The sequence below is a fragment of the Streptomyces tricolor genome (genome assembly GCF_002155905.1).
Taxonomy (GTDB): Bacteria; Actinomycetota; Actinomycetes; order Streptomycetales; family Streptomycetaceae; genus Streptomyces; species Streptomyces tricolor.
In genome coordinates this window covers 1-14,580 of record NZ_MUMF01000515.1, presented here as the reverse complement: position 1 = coordinate 14,580, position 14,580 = coordinate 1, and the positions used below count along the sequence as shown (strand labels likewise).

Annotated in this window: 15 protein-coding genes; 9 read left to right on the top strand and 6 right to left on the bottom strand. The window is 70.9% G+C overall.

What is annotated here, in order from left to right:
* Window positions 1–29 precede the first annotated feature (29 nt).
* The 4 genes from CCN44_RS32160 to CCN44_RS32145 all read left to right on the top strand — a co-directional run bounded on the left by CCN44_RS32160 (window position 30) and on the right by CCN44_RS32145 (window position 3,640).
* Window positions 30–788 (top strand): hypothetical protein, encoded by a 759-nt coding sequence (locus CCN44_RS32160; RefSeq protein WP_059250479.1) that lies wholly within the window; start codon window positions 30–32, stop codon window positions 786–788.
* Between the two features lie 40 nt (window positions 789–828).
* Window positions 829–1,716 carry a hypothetical protein gene (locus CCN44_RS32155; protein WP_086701638.1) on the top strand — a complete coding sequence of 296 codons (888 nt, stop codon included), beginning with the start codon at window positions 829–831 and terminating at the stop codon, window positions 1,714–1,716.
* Between the two features lie 93 nt (window positions 1,717–1,809).
* Window positions 1,810–2,643, top strand: coding sequence for a hypothetical protein (locus CCN44_RS32150; protein ID WP_059250483.1), 834 nt, complete (start codon window positions 1,810–1,812; stop codon window positions 2,641–2,643).
* A 166-nt stretch (window positions 2,644–2,809) separates the two neighbouring features.
* On the top strand, window positions 2,810–3,640 hold the full coding sequence (locus CCN44_RS32145; RefSeq protein ID WP_086701634.1) for a hypothetical protein: 831 nt from the start codon (window positions 2,810–2,812) through the stop codon (window positions 3,638–3,640).
* 34 nt (window positions 3,641–3,674) lie between these two features.
* On the opposite strand, the gene CCN44_RS32140 is transcribed toward CCN44_RS32145, so the two are convergent.
* Entirely contained in the window at window positions 3,675–6,071 is a 2,397-nt protein-coding gene (locus CCN44_RS32140; protein ID WP_086701631.1) for an HAD-IC family P-type ATPase, read from the bottom strand.
* A gap of 51 nt (window positions 6,072–6,122) precedes the next feature.
* On the bottom strand, window positions 6,123–6,389 hold the full coding sequence (locus CCN44_RS32135) for a DUF2530 domain-containing protein (RefSeq protein WP_079081027.1): 267 nt from the start codon (window positions 6,387–6,389) through the stop codon (window positions 6,123–6,125).
* Between the two features lie 150 nt (window positions 6,390–6,539).
* Between CCN44_RS32135 and CCN44_RS32130 the strand changes: the two genes are divergently transcribed.
* Window positions 6,540–7,991 carry an NCS2 family permease gene (locus CCN44_RS32130; RefSeq protein WP_059250489.1) on the top strand — a complete coding sequence of 484 codons (1,452 nt, stop codon included), beginning with the start codon at window positions 6,540–6,542 and terminating at the stop codon, window positions 7,989–7,991.
* 4 nt (window positions 7,992–7,995) lie between these two features.
* On the opposite strand, the gene CCN44_RS32125 is transcribed toward CCN44_RS32130, so the two are convergent.
* A complete protein-coding gene (locus CCN44_RS32125) occupies window positions 7,996–8,178 on the bottom strand; it encodes a hypothetical protein (RefSeq protein WP_059255082.1) in 183 nt (60 codons plus the stop codon).
* Window positions 8,179–8,332: 154 nt separating this feature from the next.
* Between CCN44_RS32125 and CCN44_RS32120 the strand changes: the two genes are divergently transcribed.
* Together CCN44_RS32120 and CCN44_RS32115 are read left to right on the top strand one after the other, a co-directional pair.
* Window positions 8,333–8,770, top strand: a complete 438-nt coding sequence (locus CCN44_RS32120; RefSeq protein WP_059250490.1) for a MarR family winged helix-turn-helix transcriptional regulator — start codon at window positions 8,333–8,335, stop codon at window positions 8,768–8,770.
* 27 nt (window positions 8,771–8,797) lie between these two features.
* Entirely contained in the window at window positions 8,798–10,141 is a 1,344-nt protein-coding gene (locus tag CCN44_RS32115) for an MFS transporter (protein WP_086701628.1), read from the top strand.
* A 69-nt stretch (window positions 10,142–10,210) separates the two neighbouring features.
* Here CCN44_RS32115 and CCN44_RS32110 read toward each other — a convergent pair whose 3' ends face one another.
* Window positions 10,211–10,735 (bottom strand): GNAT family N-acetyltransferase, encoded by a 525-nt coding sequence (locus tag CCN44_RS32110; RefSeq protein WP_059250496.1) that lies wholly within the window; start codon window positions 10,733–10,735, stop codon window positions 10,211–10,213.
* Between the two features lie 40 nt (window positions 10,736–10,775).
* Between CCN44_RS32110 and thpR the strand changes: the two genes are divergently transcribed.
* Window positions 10,776–11,348: an RNA 2',3'-cyclic phosphodiesterase gene (thpR, locus tag CCN44_RS32105; RefSeq protein ID WP_086701625.1), complete on the top strand. Its 573-nt coding sequence runs from the start codon at window positions 10,776–10,778 to the stop codon at window positions 11,346–11,348.
* A gap of 240 nt (window positions 11,349–11,588) precedes the next feature.
* Here the strand turns inward: thpR and CCN44_RS32100 are convergent, their stop codons facing one another.
* The gene (locus tag CCN44_RS32100) at window positions 11,589–12,584 is read right to left on the bottom strand and encodes an aldo/keto reductase (RefSeq protein ID WP_059250502.1); all 996 of its coding nucleotides are present in this window, start codon (window positions 12,582–12,584) and stop codon (window positions 11,589–11,591) included.
* Between the two features lie 166 nt (window positions 12,585–12,750).
* Between CCN44_RS32100 and CCN44_RS32095 the strand changes: the two genes are divergently transcribed.
* A complete protein-coding gene (locus CCN44_RS32095; protein ID WP_063808563.1) occupies window positions 12,751–13,953 on the top strand; it encodes a hypothetical protein in 1,203 nt (400 codons plus the stop codon).
* Here CCN44_RS32095 and CCN44_RS32090 read toward each other — a convergent pair.
* Window positions 13,854–14,441 (bottom strand): Uma2 family endonuclease, encoded by a 588-nt coding sequence (locus CCN44_RS32090; protein ID WP_079081028.1) that lies wholly within the window; start codon window positions 14,439–14,441, stop codon window positions 13,854–13,856. The two genes, CCN44_RS32095 and CCN44_RS32090, sit on opposite strands and share 100 nt — an antisense overlap.
* Window positions 14,442–14,580: the final 139 nt, after the last annotated feature.

Sequence of the window (14,580 nt, the reverse complement as noted above, 5' to 3'; positions counted from 1 at the left end):
CTCCCCAGATCTGAACGTGGGGACATCACATGCGCATCCGTGCCTCTGTCGCCGTCGTGGGCGGCGCTCTGGCCCTGTCCGCCCTCTCCGTCCCGGCCGCCCAGGCCGATGGCGGCTACGGCGACACGAAGATCACCAAGGTGGTCGTGGACGGCGACAACAAGGTGCAGATCGGCACCTCCAGCCCCGTGACCATCAAGGTCAGCGTGACCGCGACGGACAACTCGGGCATCAAGGGCGCCCAGCCCTTCGACCTCAAGGGCCCCGGCTACGGCTGGGAGATGACCGGCAAGCCGAGCTGCACCGTCGTCAACTCCACCACGTCCACCTGCACCGCCTCGGTGAAGCTCGACCCGAAGGTCGACTACCTCAGCAACAGCAACGCGGGCACCTGGTACGTCGGCGCCTGGATCGACGCCAAGGACGACGACTTCATCTCGAAGGACAAGGCCGGCTCCTTCTCCTTCCAGCGCGCGGCCAAGCTCACCGCCAACGCCGCCCCCGAGCCGGTGAAGAAGGGCAAGACCCTCACCGTCACCGGTGCCCTCACCCGCGCCAACTGGGAGTCGCTGAAGTACGGCGGCTACGGCTCGCAGTCCGTGAAGCTCCAGTTCCGCAAGAAGAGCTCCTCCACCTACACCACGCTGAAGACCGTCAAGACGGACTCCAAGGGCAACCTGAAGACCACCACCACCGCGACGGCCGACGGCTACTACCGCTTCTCCTTCGCGGGCAACTCGAGCACCCAGGCCGTCAGCGCCGCCGGTGACCTCGTCGACGTGCAGTAAGCGACCGGCACTTCAGCACCACTTCCACTCAGGGACACACATGCGTCTTCGTGCCACTGTGGCCGCCGTCTCCGGCGCCCTGGCCCTCTCCGCCCTCGCCGTCCCCGCCGCGCACGCGGCGGACGGCGGCTCGTCCTACCGCGCCGGCGCCCTGGAGGCCGTCGCGCAGCACACCTCGGGCCGGACGGCCTTCACCGCCACGTCCGCGCCGATCGGCGACCTGAAGGTCTCGTTCTCCGACTTCAAGATCACCAAGGCGATCAAGGTCGGTACGACCGACAAGGTCACCACCTGGGTCACCTACAAGATGACCCACGCCGCCGACATCGACGTCACCGACGGCAGCGTGCTGACCGGCCCGCTGATCTACCGCGGCTCCGCCGAGGACCCGGAGAACGTCCAGGGCGGCCAGAACCCGGCCACCTGCACCGCCACCTCGGCGACGACGGCCACCTGCAAGGGCCCGATCGACATCAACCCGCGCGAGAGCGACGCCGACCTGAAGCTGCGCAACGCGCAGGCCGGCACCTGGCACGGCGCGGCCCTCGCCCTGGACTTCGAGAACGAGAAGTCCGCCGTCCAGTTCGACCTGGGCACCACCCTGGTCCAGCGCAACTCCACGCTGACGGTCAACGCCTCCCCGGAGCCGGTGAAGAAGGGCGGCACCCTCACCGTCACGGGCAAGCTCTCCCGCGCCAACTGGGAGGACCACAAGTACCACGGCTACACCGGCCAGTCCGTGAAACTCCAGTTCCGCAAGAAGGGCTCCAGCACCTACACCACGCTGAAGACCGTCAAGACGGACTCCACGGGCAGCCTGAAGACGACGACCAAGGCCACGGCCGACGGCTACTACCGCTTCTCCTTCGCGGGCACCACGAGCACCCCGGCGGTCAGCGCCGCGGGTGACTTCATCGACGTGCGCTGAGCCGGTCGCTCTCCGCCCGGGGTCCGGCCGGCCGCCGGACCCCGGGCGTCACCCTTCCGCACACCTTTTTCCTCACGGGGGGAACGCATGCGCATGCGCGCCACCGCGGTCGCCGCGACCGGCGCCCTGGCCCTCGGCGCCCTCGCGGTGCCGGCCGCCCACGCCACCGAGGGCGGCCCGTACGCCCTGGACGTCACCTTCTCCAACACCAAGATCAACGGCGGGAGCACCGTCGCCGTCGGCACGACGACCCCGAAGAAGGCGGCCGTCACGTTCACGCTGAAACACGGCGCGGACGTCGACATCCACGCCTCCGACTTCGTCGTCGGCGTCGACCTGTACCGCGGCGCCTCGCTCGACGAGCGGACCTCCACGCTGGAGTCCGCCGAGGCGGCCTGCACGGATTCCGCCACCGCCCCCGCGACCGTCGCGACGTGCACGGCCACCGTCACCGTCGACCCGGCCGACCTGCGCAACGCGGACGCCGGGGTCTGGAAGACCGGGCTGCACGCCGTCGCCTACAACGGCCAGGACAGGAACGATCCGCGGGACCCCGGCCGGATCGGGGTCGCGCAGCGCGACAGCGCCAAGGACTTCGCGCTCCAGCGCTTCGCCAAGCTGACCGCGAACGCCTCGCCGGAGCCGGTCAGGAAGGGCAGGACCATCACGGTCACCGGCCTGCTCAGCCGCGCCAGCTGGGACGACGGCAAGTACCACGGCTTCTCCTCCAGCGTGTACGTGAAGCTGGAGTACCGGAAGAAGTCCGAGACGTCCTACACCCCGGTCCAGAGCACCAACGCGGGCACCGGCGGCCGAGTGGAGACGACGACCACCGCCACGGCCGACGGCTCCTACCGCTTCACCTACCTCGGCAACTGGATCACCCCGCTGGTCAGCTCCCCGGGCGACTACGTCGACGTGCAGTGAGCCGTACGGGACCGGCCCCGGGCGCGCCTGTCACCGCCCGGGACCGGGACCGTGAAAAAAATCCGGCCGGAAATCGCTCTTGCCGTACAACCTGCCGTATGTCTCGTGGATCTGACCGTACGAGTCGACCGACTCCACGATCACTTCTCCCTCCAGGGAAACGCACATGCGCATACGTGCCACCGTGGCCGCCGTCTCCGGCGCCCTGGCCCTCTCCGCTCTCGCCGTCCCGGCCGCGCACGCCACCGGTGAGTCCGGCACGCCGTACACGCTGAACGTCAGCTTCTCGAACGTCACCGTCGCCAAGGCGATCAAGGTCGGCACCACCAACAAGGTGAGCGCCAGCTACTCGTACACGCTGACGCACGGCTCCGACGTGAACATCGCCGCGGACGACTTCTACACCGACGCCTTCCTCTACAAGGGCGCGTACGACACCGCGGCCGGCGAGCTGTACGGCGACGAGCCGGCGACCTGCACCGCCACCTCGGCGACGACGGCCACCTGCAAGGGCACGATCGACATCTACCCGGCCGACGGCGACCTGGAGAACGCCTGGGCCGGCTCCTGGAACGTGGCCGCCGAGGCGGTCGCCTTCAACGGCCAGGACCAGGACGACCCCGACCTGAGCAAGGTCGGCTACAAGGACCAGAGCGGCCTCGGCAGCACCCTCGTCCAGCGCTACTCCAAGCTCACCGTCAACGCGGGCCCCGAGCCGGTCACCAAGGGCCGCACCCTCACGGTGACGGGCAAGCTGACCCGCGCCAACTGGGAGGACAACCAGTACCACGGCTACTCCGGCCAGCCGGTCAAGCTCCAGTTCAAGAAGGCGGGCACGACCACCTACACCACCGTCAAGACCGTCTACACGGACTCGTACGGCAACCTGAAGACCACGACCACCGCGAACTACGACGGCTACTGGCGCTTCTCCTTCGCGGGTACGTCCACCACCCCGGCGGTCAGCGCCCCGGGTGACTACGTCGACGTGCGGTGACACCCGCCCCGGGGCCACCCCCCGGGGCCCCGGCTCAGGCCGGGAAGCGGCGGTCGACCCATTTCCACAGGTACTCCAGGGTGGCCGCCGCTGCCGCCGCCACGGCGACCGCCGTCCACGGCATCGTGACGCCGACCAGCTTCAGCGCGAAGAAGTCCTGAAGCGGCGGGATCGCGAGGACGAGCAGGAAGGCCACGGCCATCGCGGCCACCAGGGCCACCCGCCACCAGGTGTAGGGGCGGGCGATGATCGCCAGCACCCACATGGAGATCAGGAACAGGGTCAGGGTGGCCGCGCTCGTCTCCGCCGCCAGGGCGCCGGGACCGGAGTAGTGGTGGCGGGCGAGCAGATAGGTGGCGAAGGTCGCCGCGCCGGCCAGCACGCCGCCGGGGATCGCGTACCGCATCACCCGGCGCACGAAGTGCGGTCTGGCCCGCTCCTTGTTGGGTGCGAGGGCCAGGAAGAAGGCCGGGACTCCGATGGTCAGCGTGGACAGCAGGGTCAGGTGCCGGGGCAGGAAGGGGTACTCGACCTGCCAGCACACCACCAGCACCGCCAGCAGCACCGAGTACACCGTCTTCACCAGGAACAGCGTCGCCACCCGCGTGATGTTGCCGATCACCCGGCGGCCCTCGGCGACCACCGAGGGCAGGCTCGCGAAGCTGTTGTTCAGCAGCACGATCTGCGCCACCGCCCGCGTGGCCTCCGAACCGGAGCCCATGGCGACGCCGATGTCCGCGTCCTTCAGGGCCAGCACGTCGTTCACGCCGTCCCCGGTCATCGCGACCGTGTGCCCGCCCGACTGGAGCGCGCCGACCATGTCCCGCTTCTGCTGCGGGGTGACCCGCCCGAAGACGGTGCCCGCGTCGAGCGCCCGCGCCATCGCCGGCCGGTCGGACGGCAGCCGCCGCGCGTCCACCGCCGTCCCCTCCAGGCCCAGCTTCGCGGCGACCGCGCCCACCGACACCGCGTTGTCACCGGAGATGACCTTGGCGCGGACGTCCTGCTCGGCGAAGTAGCGCAGGGTGTCGGACGCGTCGGGCCGCAGCCGCTGCTCCAGGACGACCAGGGCGGTGGGGCGGGCGCCGCGGGCCGGCTCGGCGTCGTCCAGGTCGCGGCGGGCGCGGGCCAGCAGCAGCACGCGCAGCCCCTGCTCGTTGAGCCGCTCGGTCTCGGCCAGGGCCGGGTCGTCCGGGTCGAGCAGGACGTCCGGGGCGCCCAGCAGCCAGGTGCTGGTCTCGCCGTCGCCCTCGCTGAACGCGGCCCCGCTGTACTTGCGGGCGGAGGAGAAGGGGAGCGACTCGACGCACCGCCAGTCCTCGCTGTCCGGGTAGGCCGCGATGATCGCCTGGAGGGAGGCGTTGGGGCGCGGGTCGGACTCGCCGAGCGCGCCGAGCACCTTGTGGATGTACGGCTCGTCGGCCCCGTCCAGCAGCCGCAGCTCGGTGACGTCCATGCCGCCCTCGGTGAGCGTGCCGGTCTTGTCCAGGCAGACGGTGTCGACGCGGGCCAGGCCCTCGATGGCGGGCAGCTCCTGCACCAGACACTGCTTGCGGCCGAGCCGGATGACACCGATCGCGAAGGCGACGGAGGTGAGCAGGACGAGGCCCTCCGGGACCATCGGCACGATCCCGCCGACGGTGCGGGCCACGGCGTCCTTGAGTTCGTCGTTCTTGACGACGAGCTGGGTGATGACCAGTCCGACGGCCGCCGGGACCATCATCCAGGTGACGTACTTGAGGATGGTGGAGATGCCGGAGCGCAGCTCGGAGTGGACCAGCGTGAACCGGGAGGCCTCCTCGGCGAGCTGGGCGGCGTAGGCCTCGCGGCCCACCTTGGTGGCCGTGAAGGCGCCGCCGCCGGCGACCACGAAGCTGCCGGACAGCAGCGGGTCGCCGGGGCGCTTGACGACGGGGTCGGCCTCGCCGGTGAGCAGCGACTCGTCGATCTCCAGCCCGTCCGCCTCGGCGCACACGCCGTCGACCACGATCTTGTCGCCGGACCCGATCTCGATCAGGTCGTCCAGCACGATCTCGCCGGTGGCCACCTCGGTGGCCACCCCGTCCCGCCGTACCGTGGGCCGGGCCTCCCCGATCACCGCCAGCGAGTCCAGGGTCTGTTTCGCCCGCCACTCCTGGACGATGCCGATGCCGGTGTTGGCGAGGATCACGAAGCCGAAGAGGCTGTCCTGGATCGGCGCGACGAACAGCATGATCACCCAGAGCACGCCGATGATCGCGTTGAACCGGGTGAAGACGTTCGCCCGGACGATCTCCCCCAGCGACCGGCTGCTGCGCACCGGCACGTCGTTGACGAGGCCGCGCCGGACACGGTCCGCGACTTCGACACCGGTCAGCCCGGCCGAGAGCCTGGTCGGCTGGGCCACGGGGTGCACGGGGTCGAGTTCGGCGCCCGCGTCTATGTGGCTCATGCATTCGACGGTACGTGCGGATCCGCCCGCTCGCCCACCGACTGGCGCGCGCTATTCGGCCGATGCCGACCGCGGTTCCGCCGCCTTCTTGATCGCCGCGTCCCGCCTGCGGACGTACCACACGCCGATCAGCCCCAGCCCGCCCCCGGCCAGGCACGTCCACAGCCACCACAGGTGGCCGTGGTCCTCGAACCAGCCGTAGAAGGGGAGCTGGACCAGGAAGAGGACGAACCACACGAGGGTGCCGCCGGTGATCGTGGCGACCACGGGCCCCTCCAGGGGCTCCGGCGCCTCGTGCTTGGGGGTCCACTTAGCCATGGGCACAGCTTAAGCGCCGCATCTGTCTACGCGCGGAGATAGCGATCTCGGACTCATACGTTCATACTGAAGCCGTTTGTCTTTGACCGCTTCTGATCGTATGAAACTCCAACGGGGCTCGGGGGAACCCCGCTGGGGATGAGGTCCTCCATGTCCACCTCGGCGACCGCCAAGGCCCCCACCCCCGAAATGCCAGGTGGCGGGCCCGGCTACGGCGCCCTCGACCGCTTCTTCAAGATCTCCGAGCGCGGCAGCACCGTCGCCCGCGAGGTCCGCGGCGGTCTCGCCACCTTCTTCGCGATGGCGTACATCATCGTGCTGAACCCGATCATCCTCGGCAGCGCGAAGGACATGTACGGGAACCACCTGGACAACGGCCAGCTGGTGACGGCCACCGCGCTGACGGCCGCGTTCACCACGCTGCTGATGGGCGTCATCGGCAACGTGCCGATCGCGCTCGCCGCCGGCCTCGGCGTCAACTCGGTCGTCGCGCTCCAGCTCGCGCCGCGCATGTCCTGGCCGGACGCCATGGGCATGGTCGTTCTGGCCGGCTTCGTGGTCATGCTGCTGGTCGCCACCGGCCTGCGCGAGCGCGTGATGAACGCCGTGCCGTTCGGGCTGCGCAAGGCCATCTCCATCGGTATCGGCCTGTTCATCATGCTGATCGGCCTGGTCGACGCCGGCTTCGTCACCCGGATGCCGGACGCCGCCCAGACCACCGTCCCGCTCCAGCTGGGCACCGGCGGTCACCTCACCGGCTGGCCGGTGCTGGTCTTCATCCTCGGCGCGCTCCTCACCTTCGCGCTGATCGTCCGCAAGGTGCCCGGCGCGATCCTGATCTCCATCGTCGGCATGACCGTCCTCGCGGTGATCATCAACGCGGTCGCCAAGGTGCCCAGCTGGGGTCTGACGGTCCCGAAGTGGCCCGGCAACCCGGTGGCCACCCCCGACTTCGGCCTGGTCGGCCAGGTCAGCCTGTTCGGCGGGTTCGCCAAGGTCGGCGTGCTGACCGGCATCCTCTTCGTCTTCACGGTCCTGCTGTCGTGCTTCTTCGACGCGATGGGCACGATCATGGGCGTCAGCGACGAGGCCAAGCTGACCGACGCCGAGGGCTACATGCCCGGCATCAACAAGGTCCTCTTCGTCGACGGCCTCGCGGTCGCGGCGGGCGGTGCCAGCTCCTCCTCCGCCACCACCGCCTTCGTGGAGTCCACGGCCGGCGTCGGCGAGGGCGCCCGCACCGGCCTCGCGAACATCGTCACGGGCGGCCTCTTCGCCGTGGCGCTGTTCCTCACCCCGATCGCCACGATGGTCCCGTCCCAGGCGGCCACCCCGGCACTGGTCGCGGTCGGCTTCCTGATCCTGTCGAACGCCATCAAGGAGATCGACTGGGCCGACTACACGATCGCGATCCCGGCCTTCGTGACGATGCTGATGATGCCGTTCACCTACTCGATCACGAACGGCATCGGCATGGGCTTCATCACCTTCACGGTGCTGCGCCTGGCCGCCGGCCGGGCCCGGGAGATCCCGGTGGCGATGTACGCCGTCTCGGCCGTCTTCGCCTTCTACTACCTGATGCCGGCCCTGGGGCTCACGTGAGCCGTCACGTGACCCCGTAGAACCTCTCCGTCTCCTCGACGGCGGCCTGGAACCGCTCGTCGAAGTCATCCCGAATGAGCGTCCGGACGACATAGTCCTGGACGCTCATTCCTCTTTTCGCCGCGTGGTCCCGGAGCCGTTCGAGCAGCTCCCCGTCTATCCGCAGGCTGAGCACACTGGTCCCCATGCGTACGAGGGTCGCCACCCGCGGCCGCCCGGTGCGCCGCTTTCCGGAACCGACTCACTCATACGGGTGATCGGAGGGTTCAGTGGCGGGTGTCACGGGCATGACGGACGCACCGACTGGTCTTTAGCCAGAGTAATGAGTTACGCTAAAGAACATGCCGGACCTTACCCATGGCGACGACGCTGCCGCCGTGAACGCCCTCCGCTCCGCCGTCATGCGGCTGTCCCGTCGGCTCAAGCACCAGCGCGTCGACGAGTCGCTGAGCCCCACCGAGATGTCGGTGCTGGGCACCCTCGCCCGCTGCGGCACCGCCACCCCGGGCGAGCTGGCCCGCAAGGAGCACGTCCAGCCGCCGTCGATGACCCGCATCGTCGCGCTGCTCGAAGCCAAGGGGCTGGTCCGGCTGGAGCCGCACCCCGAGGACCGGCGCCAGAAGGTCGTCACCCAGACCGAGCAGGCCGAGGCCATGCTCGAGGAGAGCCGCCGCAAGCGCAACGCCTTCCTGGCCGGCCTGGTCGAGGGCCTGGACGAGGACGAGTGGGCCGCCCTGCGCGCCGCCGCCCCCGTGCTGGAGAAGCTCGCACATCTGTAAGCGCACCGTTGGAGGAGGCGAACCCTTTTGAGTACGGGATCCGGAATACCTTCCGCCCCCGCACCGAGCCCTACCACCCCCGTTTCCCGTAAGTCCTCGATGTTCAGCTCGCTGAAGATCCGGAACTACCGCCTCTTCTTCCTCGGCCAGGTCGTCTCCAACACCGGCACCTGGATGCAGCGCATCGCCCAGGACTGGCTGGTCCTCAGCCTCACCGGCTCCTCCGCGGCCGTCGGCATCACGACGGCCCTGCAGTTCCTGCCGATGCTGCTGTTCGGTCTGTACGGCGGCGTCCTCGTGGACCGCCTGCCCAAGCGGCCCACCCTGCTGGTCACCCAGGCCGCGATGGCCGTCACCGGTCTCGCGCTCGCCGCGCTGACCCTCTCCGGCCATGTCGAGGTCTGGCACGTCTACGTCGCCGCCTTCGCCGTCGGCCTGGCCACGGTGGTCGACAACCCGGCCCGCCAGTCCTTCGTCTCCGAGATGGTCGGCCCCGACCAGCTGCAGAACGCGGTCAGCCTGAACTCGGCGAACTTCCAGTCCGCCCGGCTCGTCGGCCCCGCCGTCGCCGGCCTCATGATCACCGGTGTGGGCACCGGCTGGGCGTTCCTCGCCAACGGCCTGTCCTTCGCCGCGCCGATCACCGGCCTGCTGCTGATGCGCGCCCGCGAGCTGCACGTGATCGAGCGCGCGCCGCGCGGCAAGGGCCAGCTGCGGGAGGGCCTGCGCTACGTCGCCCGGCGGCCGGAGCTGATCTGGCCGATCGTCCTGGTCGGCTTCATCGGCACCTTCGGCTTCAACTTCCCGGTGTGGCTGTCCGCCTACGCCGACGACATCTTCCACGCCGGTGCCGGCGCCTACAGCCTCTTCAACACCCTGATGGCCGTCGGCTCCCTGGTCGGCGCCCTGCTGGCCGCCCGGCGCGGCACGGCCCGGCTGCGCGTCCTGATCGCCGCCGCGCTGGCCTTCGGCGTGCTGGAGACCGTGGCCGCCGCGGCACCGTCGTACTGGCTGTTCGCGCTGCTCATGGTCCCGATCGGGGTGTTCGGCCTGACGGTGAACGTCACCGCGAACACGGCCGTGCAGATGGCCACCGACCCGGCCATGCGCGGCCGGGTGATGGCCCTGTTCATGATGGTGTTCATGGGCGGTACGCCGCTGGGCGCGCCGGTGGTCGGCTGGGTCACCGACACCTACGGCGCCCGGATCGGCTTCGCGGCCGGCGGTGTGGTCTCGGCCGCCGCGGCCGGCCTGATCGGCCTGGTCCTCGCCCGCATCGGCGGCCTGCGCCTGTCGGTGGGCTGGCACCACGGCCACCCGCGGGTCCGGTTCGTCCCCCGGGAGCGGGAGCAGCTGGCGACCGCCGCGTGACCCGGCCGGCGGGGTCCGGCGGGCCGGCGACGGGGCGGCTGCCGGCGGCGAGGCGGGTGCCGGAGGGCGTCAGCCGACCCGCCGGGCCAGCACCTGCCCCGGCCAGTCGTCGGGGCCGTGGGTGTAGGTGTGCGTCGGGGTGAAGCCGTTGGCCTCGTAGTAGGCGACGAGCCGGCGGTCGCCGCCCGCGTAGCAGTCCACGCGCAGCAGCCCCACGCCGGCCCGCCGGGTCACCTCGGCGGCGTGCGCGAGCAGGGCGCTGCCCGCGCCGTGCCCCTTGAAGCGGCGGTCGGAGGCGAGCCAGTGGATGTACCGCTCGGGCTCGCCGGGCGGCGGCAGGTGGGACAGGTAGGAGCCGGGCGCGTCGGTGAGGGTGAGCGTGGCGGCCGGTGTGCCGTCCACCTCGGCGAGGTACGTGGTGCCCTCGTCCATGGCGCGCGCGACCGCGGCGACCGTCTTCTCGTGCCGCGAGAGGGGCTGGGTGCCCCACTGCGCGGTCCGTCCCTGTGAGACCAGCCACTCCACGCTGCTGTCCAGCATGCCGAGTATCACGGGCAGGTCGTCGGGTCCGCCTTCTCGGATGGTGATCGCCATGGGCCCATCATGCCGCCCGGGGTCTGGGATCGTGAGGCTCATGAGACTCTTCGCCGCCGTACTGCCCCCCGAGCACATCGTCGACGAACTCGCCGCGGAGGTGGACCGGTTGCGGCAGCTGCCGGGGGCCGGCCGGCTGCGCTGGACCGCCCGCGCCGGCTGGCACTTCACCCTCGCGTTCTACGGCGAGGTCGCCGACGACGTCGTATCCGCCCTGTCGGACCGCCTCGCCCGCGCGGCCCGCCGCTCGGCCCCCTTCTCCCTCGGCCTCGCGGGCGGCGGCCAGTTCGGCCAGGGCCGCGCGGTGTGGGCGGGCGCCCGGGGGGACGTGGAGGCGCTGCGGCTGCTGGCCGACCGGGCGGAGGCGGCGGCGCGGAAGGCCGGGGTGCCGATGGGGGAGCACCGGCGGTACAAGGCCCATCTGACGGTGGCCCGCAGCCGGCAGGCCATGGACGTACGCCCCTATGTCGCGGCCCTCGCGGAGTTCGCCGGCGGCAGCTGGACCGTGGCCGATCTGGCACTGGTGCGGAGCAACCTGCCGGCCTCCGGGGTGCCGGGGGAGCAGCCGCGGTACGAGGTGGTCGACCGGTGGGTGCTGGGCGGGGCCGGTTAGGCTCGATGCGTGGAACCGAAAATCCGGAACCGGATCATGGCCGGTGCGCTTGTTCTCATGTTCGTGGTGGTGGCCGTGGCGTCGGCCGTGAGGTAGCGGTTGGTGGTGTGCGCCCCAGGGGCGGGGGACTGCGGCCGGTTCGGCGGCTGCGGGCCGTCTGCGGCCGGTCGCGCCCGCGCGGCGGTAGCCGCATGTCAGCCGCAGCCCCGCGCCCCTGGGCAGGTCGCCCCTTCGGGGCTCTTACCAGGCGAAGGCCTCCGGGGACGGGCCCGGGCCCGGGAAGATCTCGTCCAGGGCGGTCAGCAGGTCCTCGCTCAGGTCCAGCTCGACCGCGCGGAGGGCCGACCGGAGCTGCTCGGCGGTGCGCGGGCCGACGATCGGGCCGGTCACGCCGGGGCGGGTGAGCAGCCAGGCCAGCGCCACCTCGCCGGGCTCCAGGCCGTGCTTGTCGAGCAGGTCCTCGTACGCCTGGATCTGCGCGCGGGCCGTCGGGTCGGCCAGGGTGTCGGCGGCCCGGCCGGAGGCGCGGCGACCGCCCTGGACCTCCTTCTTGATGATCCCGCCCAGCAGGCCGCCGTGCAGCGGGGACCACGGGATGACCCCGAGGCCGTAGTCCTGCGCGGCCGGGATGACCTCCATCTCGGCGCGGCGCTCGGCGAGGTTGTACAGGCACTGCTCGCTGACCAGGCCGATGGTGCCGCCGCGGCGGGCGGCGATCTCGTTGGCCTGGGCGATCTTGTACCCGGGGAAGTTGCTGGAGCCGGCGTAGAGGATCTTGCCCTGCTGGACGAGGACGTCGATCGCCTGCCAGATCTCCTCGAACGGGGTGTTCCGGTCGATGTGGTGGAACTGGTAGAGGTCGATGTAGTCGGTCTGCAGCCGCTTCAGGCTGGCGTCCACCGCGCGCCGGATGTTCACCGCGGAGAGCTTGTCGTGGTTGGGCCAGGCGGCGTCGTTGTCGGGGGCCATGTTGCCGTACACCTTGGTGGCGATGACGGTCTTCTCGCGCCGTCCGCCGCCCTTGGCGAACCAGTTGCCGATGATGGTCTCGGTCCGGCCCTTGTTCTCGCCCCAGCCGTAGACGTTGGCGGTGTCGAAGAAGTTGATGCCCGCGTCCAGCGCCGCGTCCATGATCGCGTGGCTGTCGGCTTCGTCGGTCTGCGGACCGAAGTTCATCGTCCCGAGGACGAGTCGGCTGACCTTGAGTCCCGTGCGTCCGAGCTGCGTGTACTCCATGGTCCACTAGCCAACGGCTTGGAGTGCGCTCTAGGCAAGTGCTGTCTTCGGCAAGGACGTTGAGGCCGTGCGCCGGGCCCGGCGAGGGGGTGCCGGGCCCCTCCCCGGCGGCCCGCGAACGGCGTGCCGTACGGTGCGTGCAGCCGCACCACCCCTGGAGGGACACGTGTCCGTTCGCGCCCGGCTCCGCGCCGTCGTGCCCGCGCTGCTGCCCTCGGCGGAGGCGGACCTTCCCGAGCTGCTCGGCCTGCCCGGCCGTCGCCTGCTGGCCCAGCGCGCCGACGACGCGCTCGTGGTCCAGCCGTTGGACGAGGCCTTCGCACCGGCGGGCGACAGGGTGCGGGTGCCCGCGCCGTGGCCGCGCCGGCGCGGGACGTGGGCGGTGGCGCCGGACGCGAGCCTGGCCGTGTTCGCGGGCGTGCACGCGGTGCGGGCGGTGGAGCCGTCGGGCGCGACGCGCTGGGAGGTCCGGCACGGCTGCTGGTACGGCGCCTGCCGGGAGTCGCACGGATCGTACGAGGAGTACGGCGACCGTGCCGACCACCGGTATCCGGACCGCGGTTCGGTCGGGTTCTCGGTGGACGGGTCGTTCGTCTGGGCGCATGTGCGCGGGCCGCTGGCGGTGGGCGAGCTGGGTCCGGACGTGGTCGACGAGTGGCTGCTGCTGGACCCGGCGGACGGGCGGGTGCTCGCGCGGGCCGACGCCCGGGCCGCGGCGGCGGGCAGCTTCCACCTGCCGCACCCGGCGGATCCGGCGCAGATGGGGCTGAGCATCGGGGAGGGCCAGGACGGGGCGCCGCTGCGCTGGGGCCGCTGGGACGGGACGCAGCTGTCCGTCACCTGTGTCGGGGACGATCTGACGCTGATGAGCGTGAGCCCCTCGGGGAAGCGGCTGATGACCGTGACCCACGACCAGGACGCGCTGGCGGTGCGGGACACCGGCGGTGCCGTGCTGGACGGCCTGGAGTGGGACGCCGAGACCGCGGTGCCCCCGCGTCCGGGGGCCGAGCCGGACGACGACGAGCGTCCCTACTGGGACTGGGCGGGCGGCTTCGTGGACGAGACGACCCTGATCGGCTCGACCGTCGAGAGCGAGGAGGACTGGGGGGAGGGCCGGCACTGGATCATCGACACGGCGGGCGCGCGGACACCGGAGGAGATCACCTATCCGGCACCGGCCGGCAGCCGGCCGCCCGTGGCCGCGCTGGGCGACGGCGGGTGGGTGACGGCGGACGACTCGGGGGCGGCGTTGTCCGTGTGGGAGCGGGGTCAGTCGCGGGGGAACTCGTCGGTCTTCAGGACCAAGTCGACCACGGTGCCGGTCAGATCGATGTCGGTGCCGAAGTCCACCGGCGTCCTGTTCTCGTAGTCGCCGTCCTTGGGGTCGGTGTAGACGTAGCAGCGGCCCTGGTAGGGGTCGGCGATGACGTAGAGGGGGACCTCGGCTTCCGCATAGGCGAGCTTCTTCGGGCCGTAGTCGTTGTGGGCCGTTCCCTGGGAGATGACCTCGGCGACGAACTCGACGTCCTCGTGGCGCCAGCGGCCTTTGTCGTCCTTCTTCGCCGAGCCCTTGAGCAGGGCGACGTCCGGGCAGAAGCCGTTGAGATGGCCTGGGAAGTCGATGCGGACGTCCGAGAGCACCTTGAACTCCTTCCCGAACCGGCCCCTGAGGGCATGCGCGATTTCGAAGATGATCTGCCAGTGCGTGTCCCGCTGCGGCGTCATGAAAACGTTGCCCCCGACGATCTCGACCCTGAATCCTTCGGGGACGGGCATACGCTCAAGACGCTCGAACCACTCGTCCAAACCCATGGCGTCGGCGTCGGCCATCTCGATCCTGTCTTCAAGGACGGTCATCGTGGCGCTCCTCCCCGGCTGCCCCACGGACAGGTGCAGCCGCGCAGTACAACGATAGGCACCGTGGCCAGGAGGCGCCGGATCTCGGTCAGCTTGTTCCGGTCGCGTACGCCTGTCCGACCCCCCACGCCTCCCACAT

Excerpts from the sequence above, each read along its gene's own strand:
- CCN44_RS32125 (WP_059255082.1), bottom strand. The coding sequence starts at position 8,178 with ATGGGGACCAGTGTGCTCAGCCTGCGGATAGACGGGGAGCTGCTCGAA.
- thpR (WP_086701625.1), top strand. The coding sequence starts at position 10,776 with ATGAGACTCTTCGCCGCCGTACTGCCCCCCGAGCACATCGTCGACGAA.
- CCN44_RS32140 (WP_086701631.1), bottom strand. The coding sequence starts at position 6,071 with ATGAGCCACATAGACGCGGGCGCCGAACTCGACCCCGTGCACCCCGTG.
- CCN44_RS32155 (WP_086701638.1), top strand. The coding sequence starts at position 829 with ATGCGTCTTCGTGCCACTGTGGCCGCCGTCTCCGGCGCCCTGGCCCTC.
- CCN44_RS32100 (WP_059250502.1), bottom strand. The coding sequence starts at position 12,584 with ATGGAGTACACGCAGCTCGGACGCACGGGACTCAAGGTCAGCCGACTC.
- CCN44_RS32110 (WP_059250496.1), bottom strand. The coding sequence starts at position 10,735 with ATGGCGATCACCATCCGAGAAGGCGGACCCGACGACCTGCCCGTGATA.
- CCN44_RS32090 (WP_079081028.1), bottom strand. The coding sequence starts at position 14,441 with ATGACCGTCCTTGAAGACAGGATCGAGATGGCCGACGCCGACGCCATG.
- CCN44_RS32145 (WP_086701634.1), top strand. The coding sequence starts at position 2,810 with ATGCGCATACGTGCCACCGTGGCCGCCGTCTCCGGCGCCCTGGCCCTC.
- CCN44_RS32130 (WP_059250489.1), top strand. The coding sequence starts at position 6,540 with ATGTCCACCTCGGCGACCGCCAAGGCCCCCACCCCCGAAATGCCAGGT.
- CCN44_RS32160 (WP_059250479.1), top strand. The coding sequence starts at position 30 with ATGCGCATCCGTGCCTCTGTCGCCGTCGTGGGCGGCGCTCTGGCCCTG.
- CCN44_RS32120 (WP_059250490.1), top strand. The coding sequence starts at position 8,333 with ATGCCGGACCTTACCCATGGCGACGACGCTGCCGCCGTGAACGCCCTC.
- CCN44_RS32135 (WP_079081027.1), bottom strand. The coding sequence starts at position 6,389 with ATGGCTAAGTGGACCCCCAAGCACGAGGCGCCGGAGCCCCTGGAGGGG.
- CCN44_RS32150 (WP_059250483.1), top strand. The coding sequence starts at position 1,810 with ATGCGCGCCACCGCGGTCGCCGCGACCGGCGCCCTGGCCCTCGGCGCC.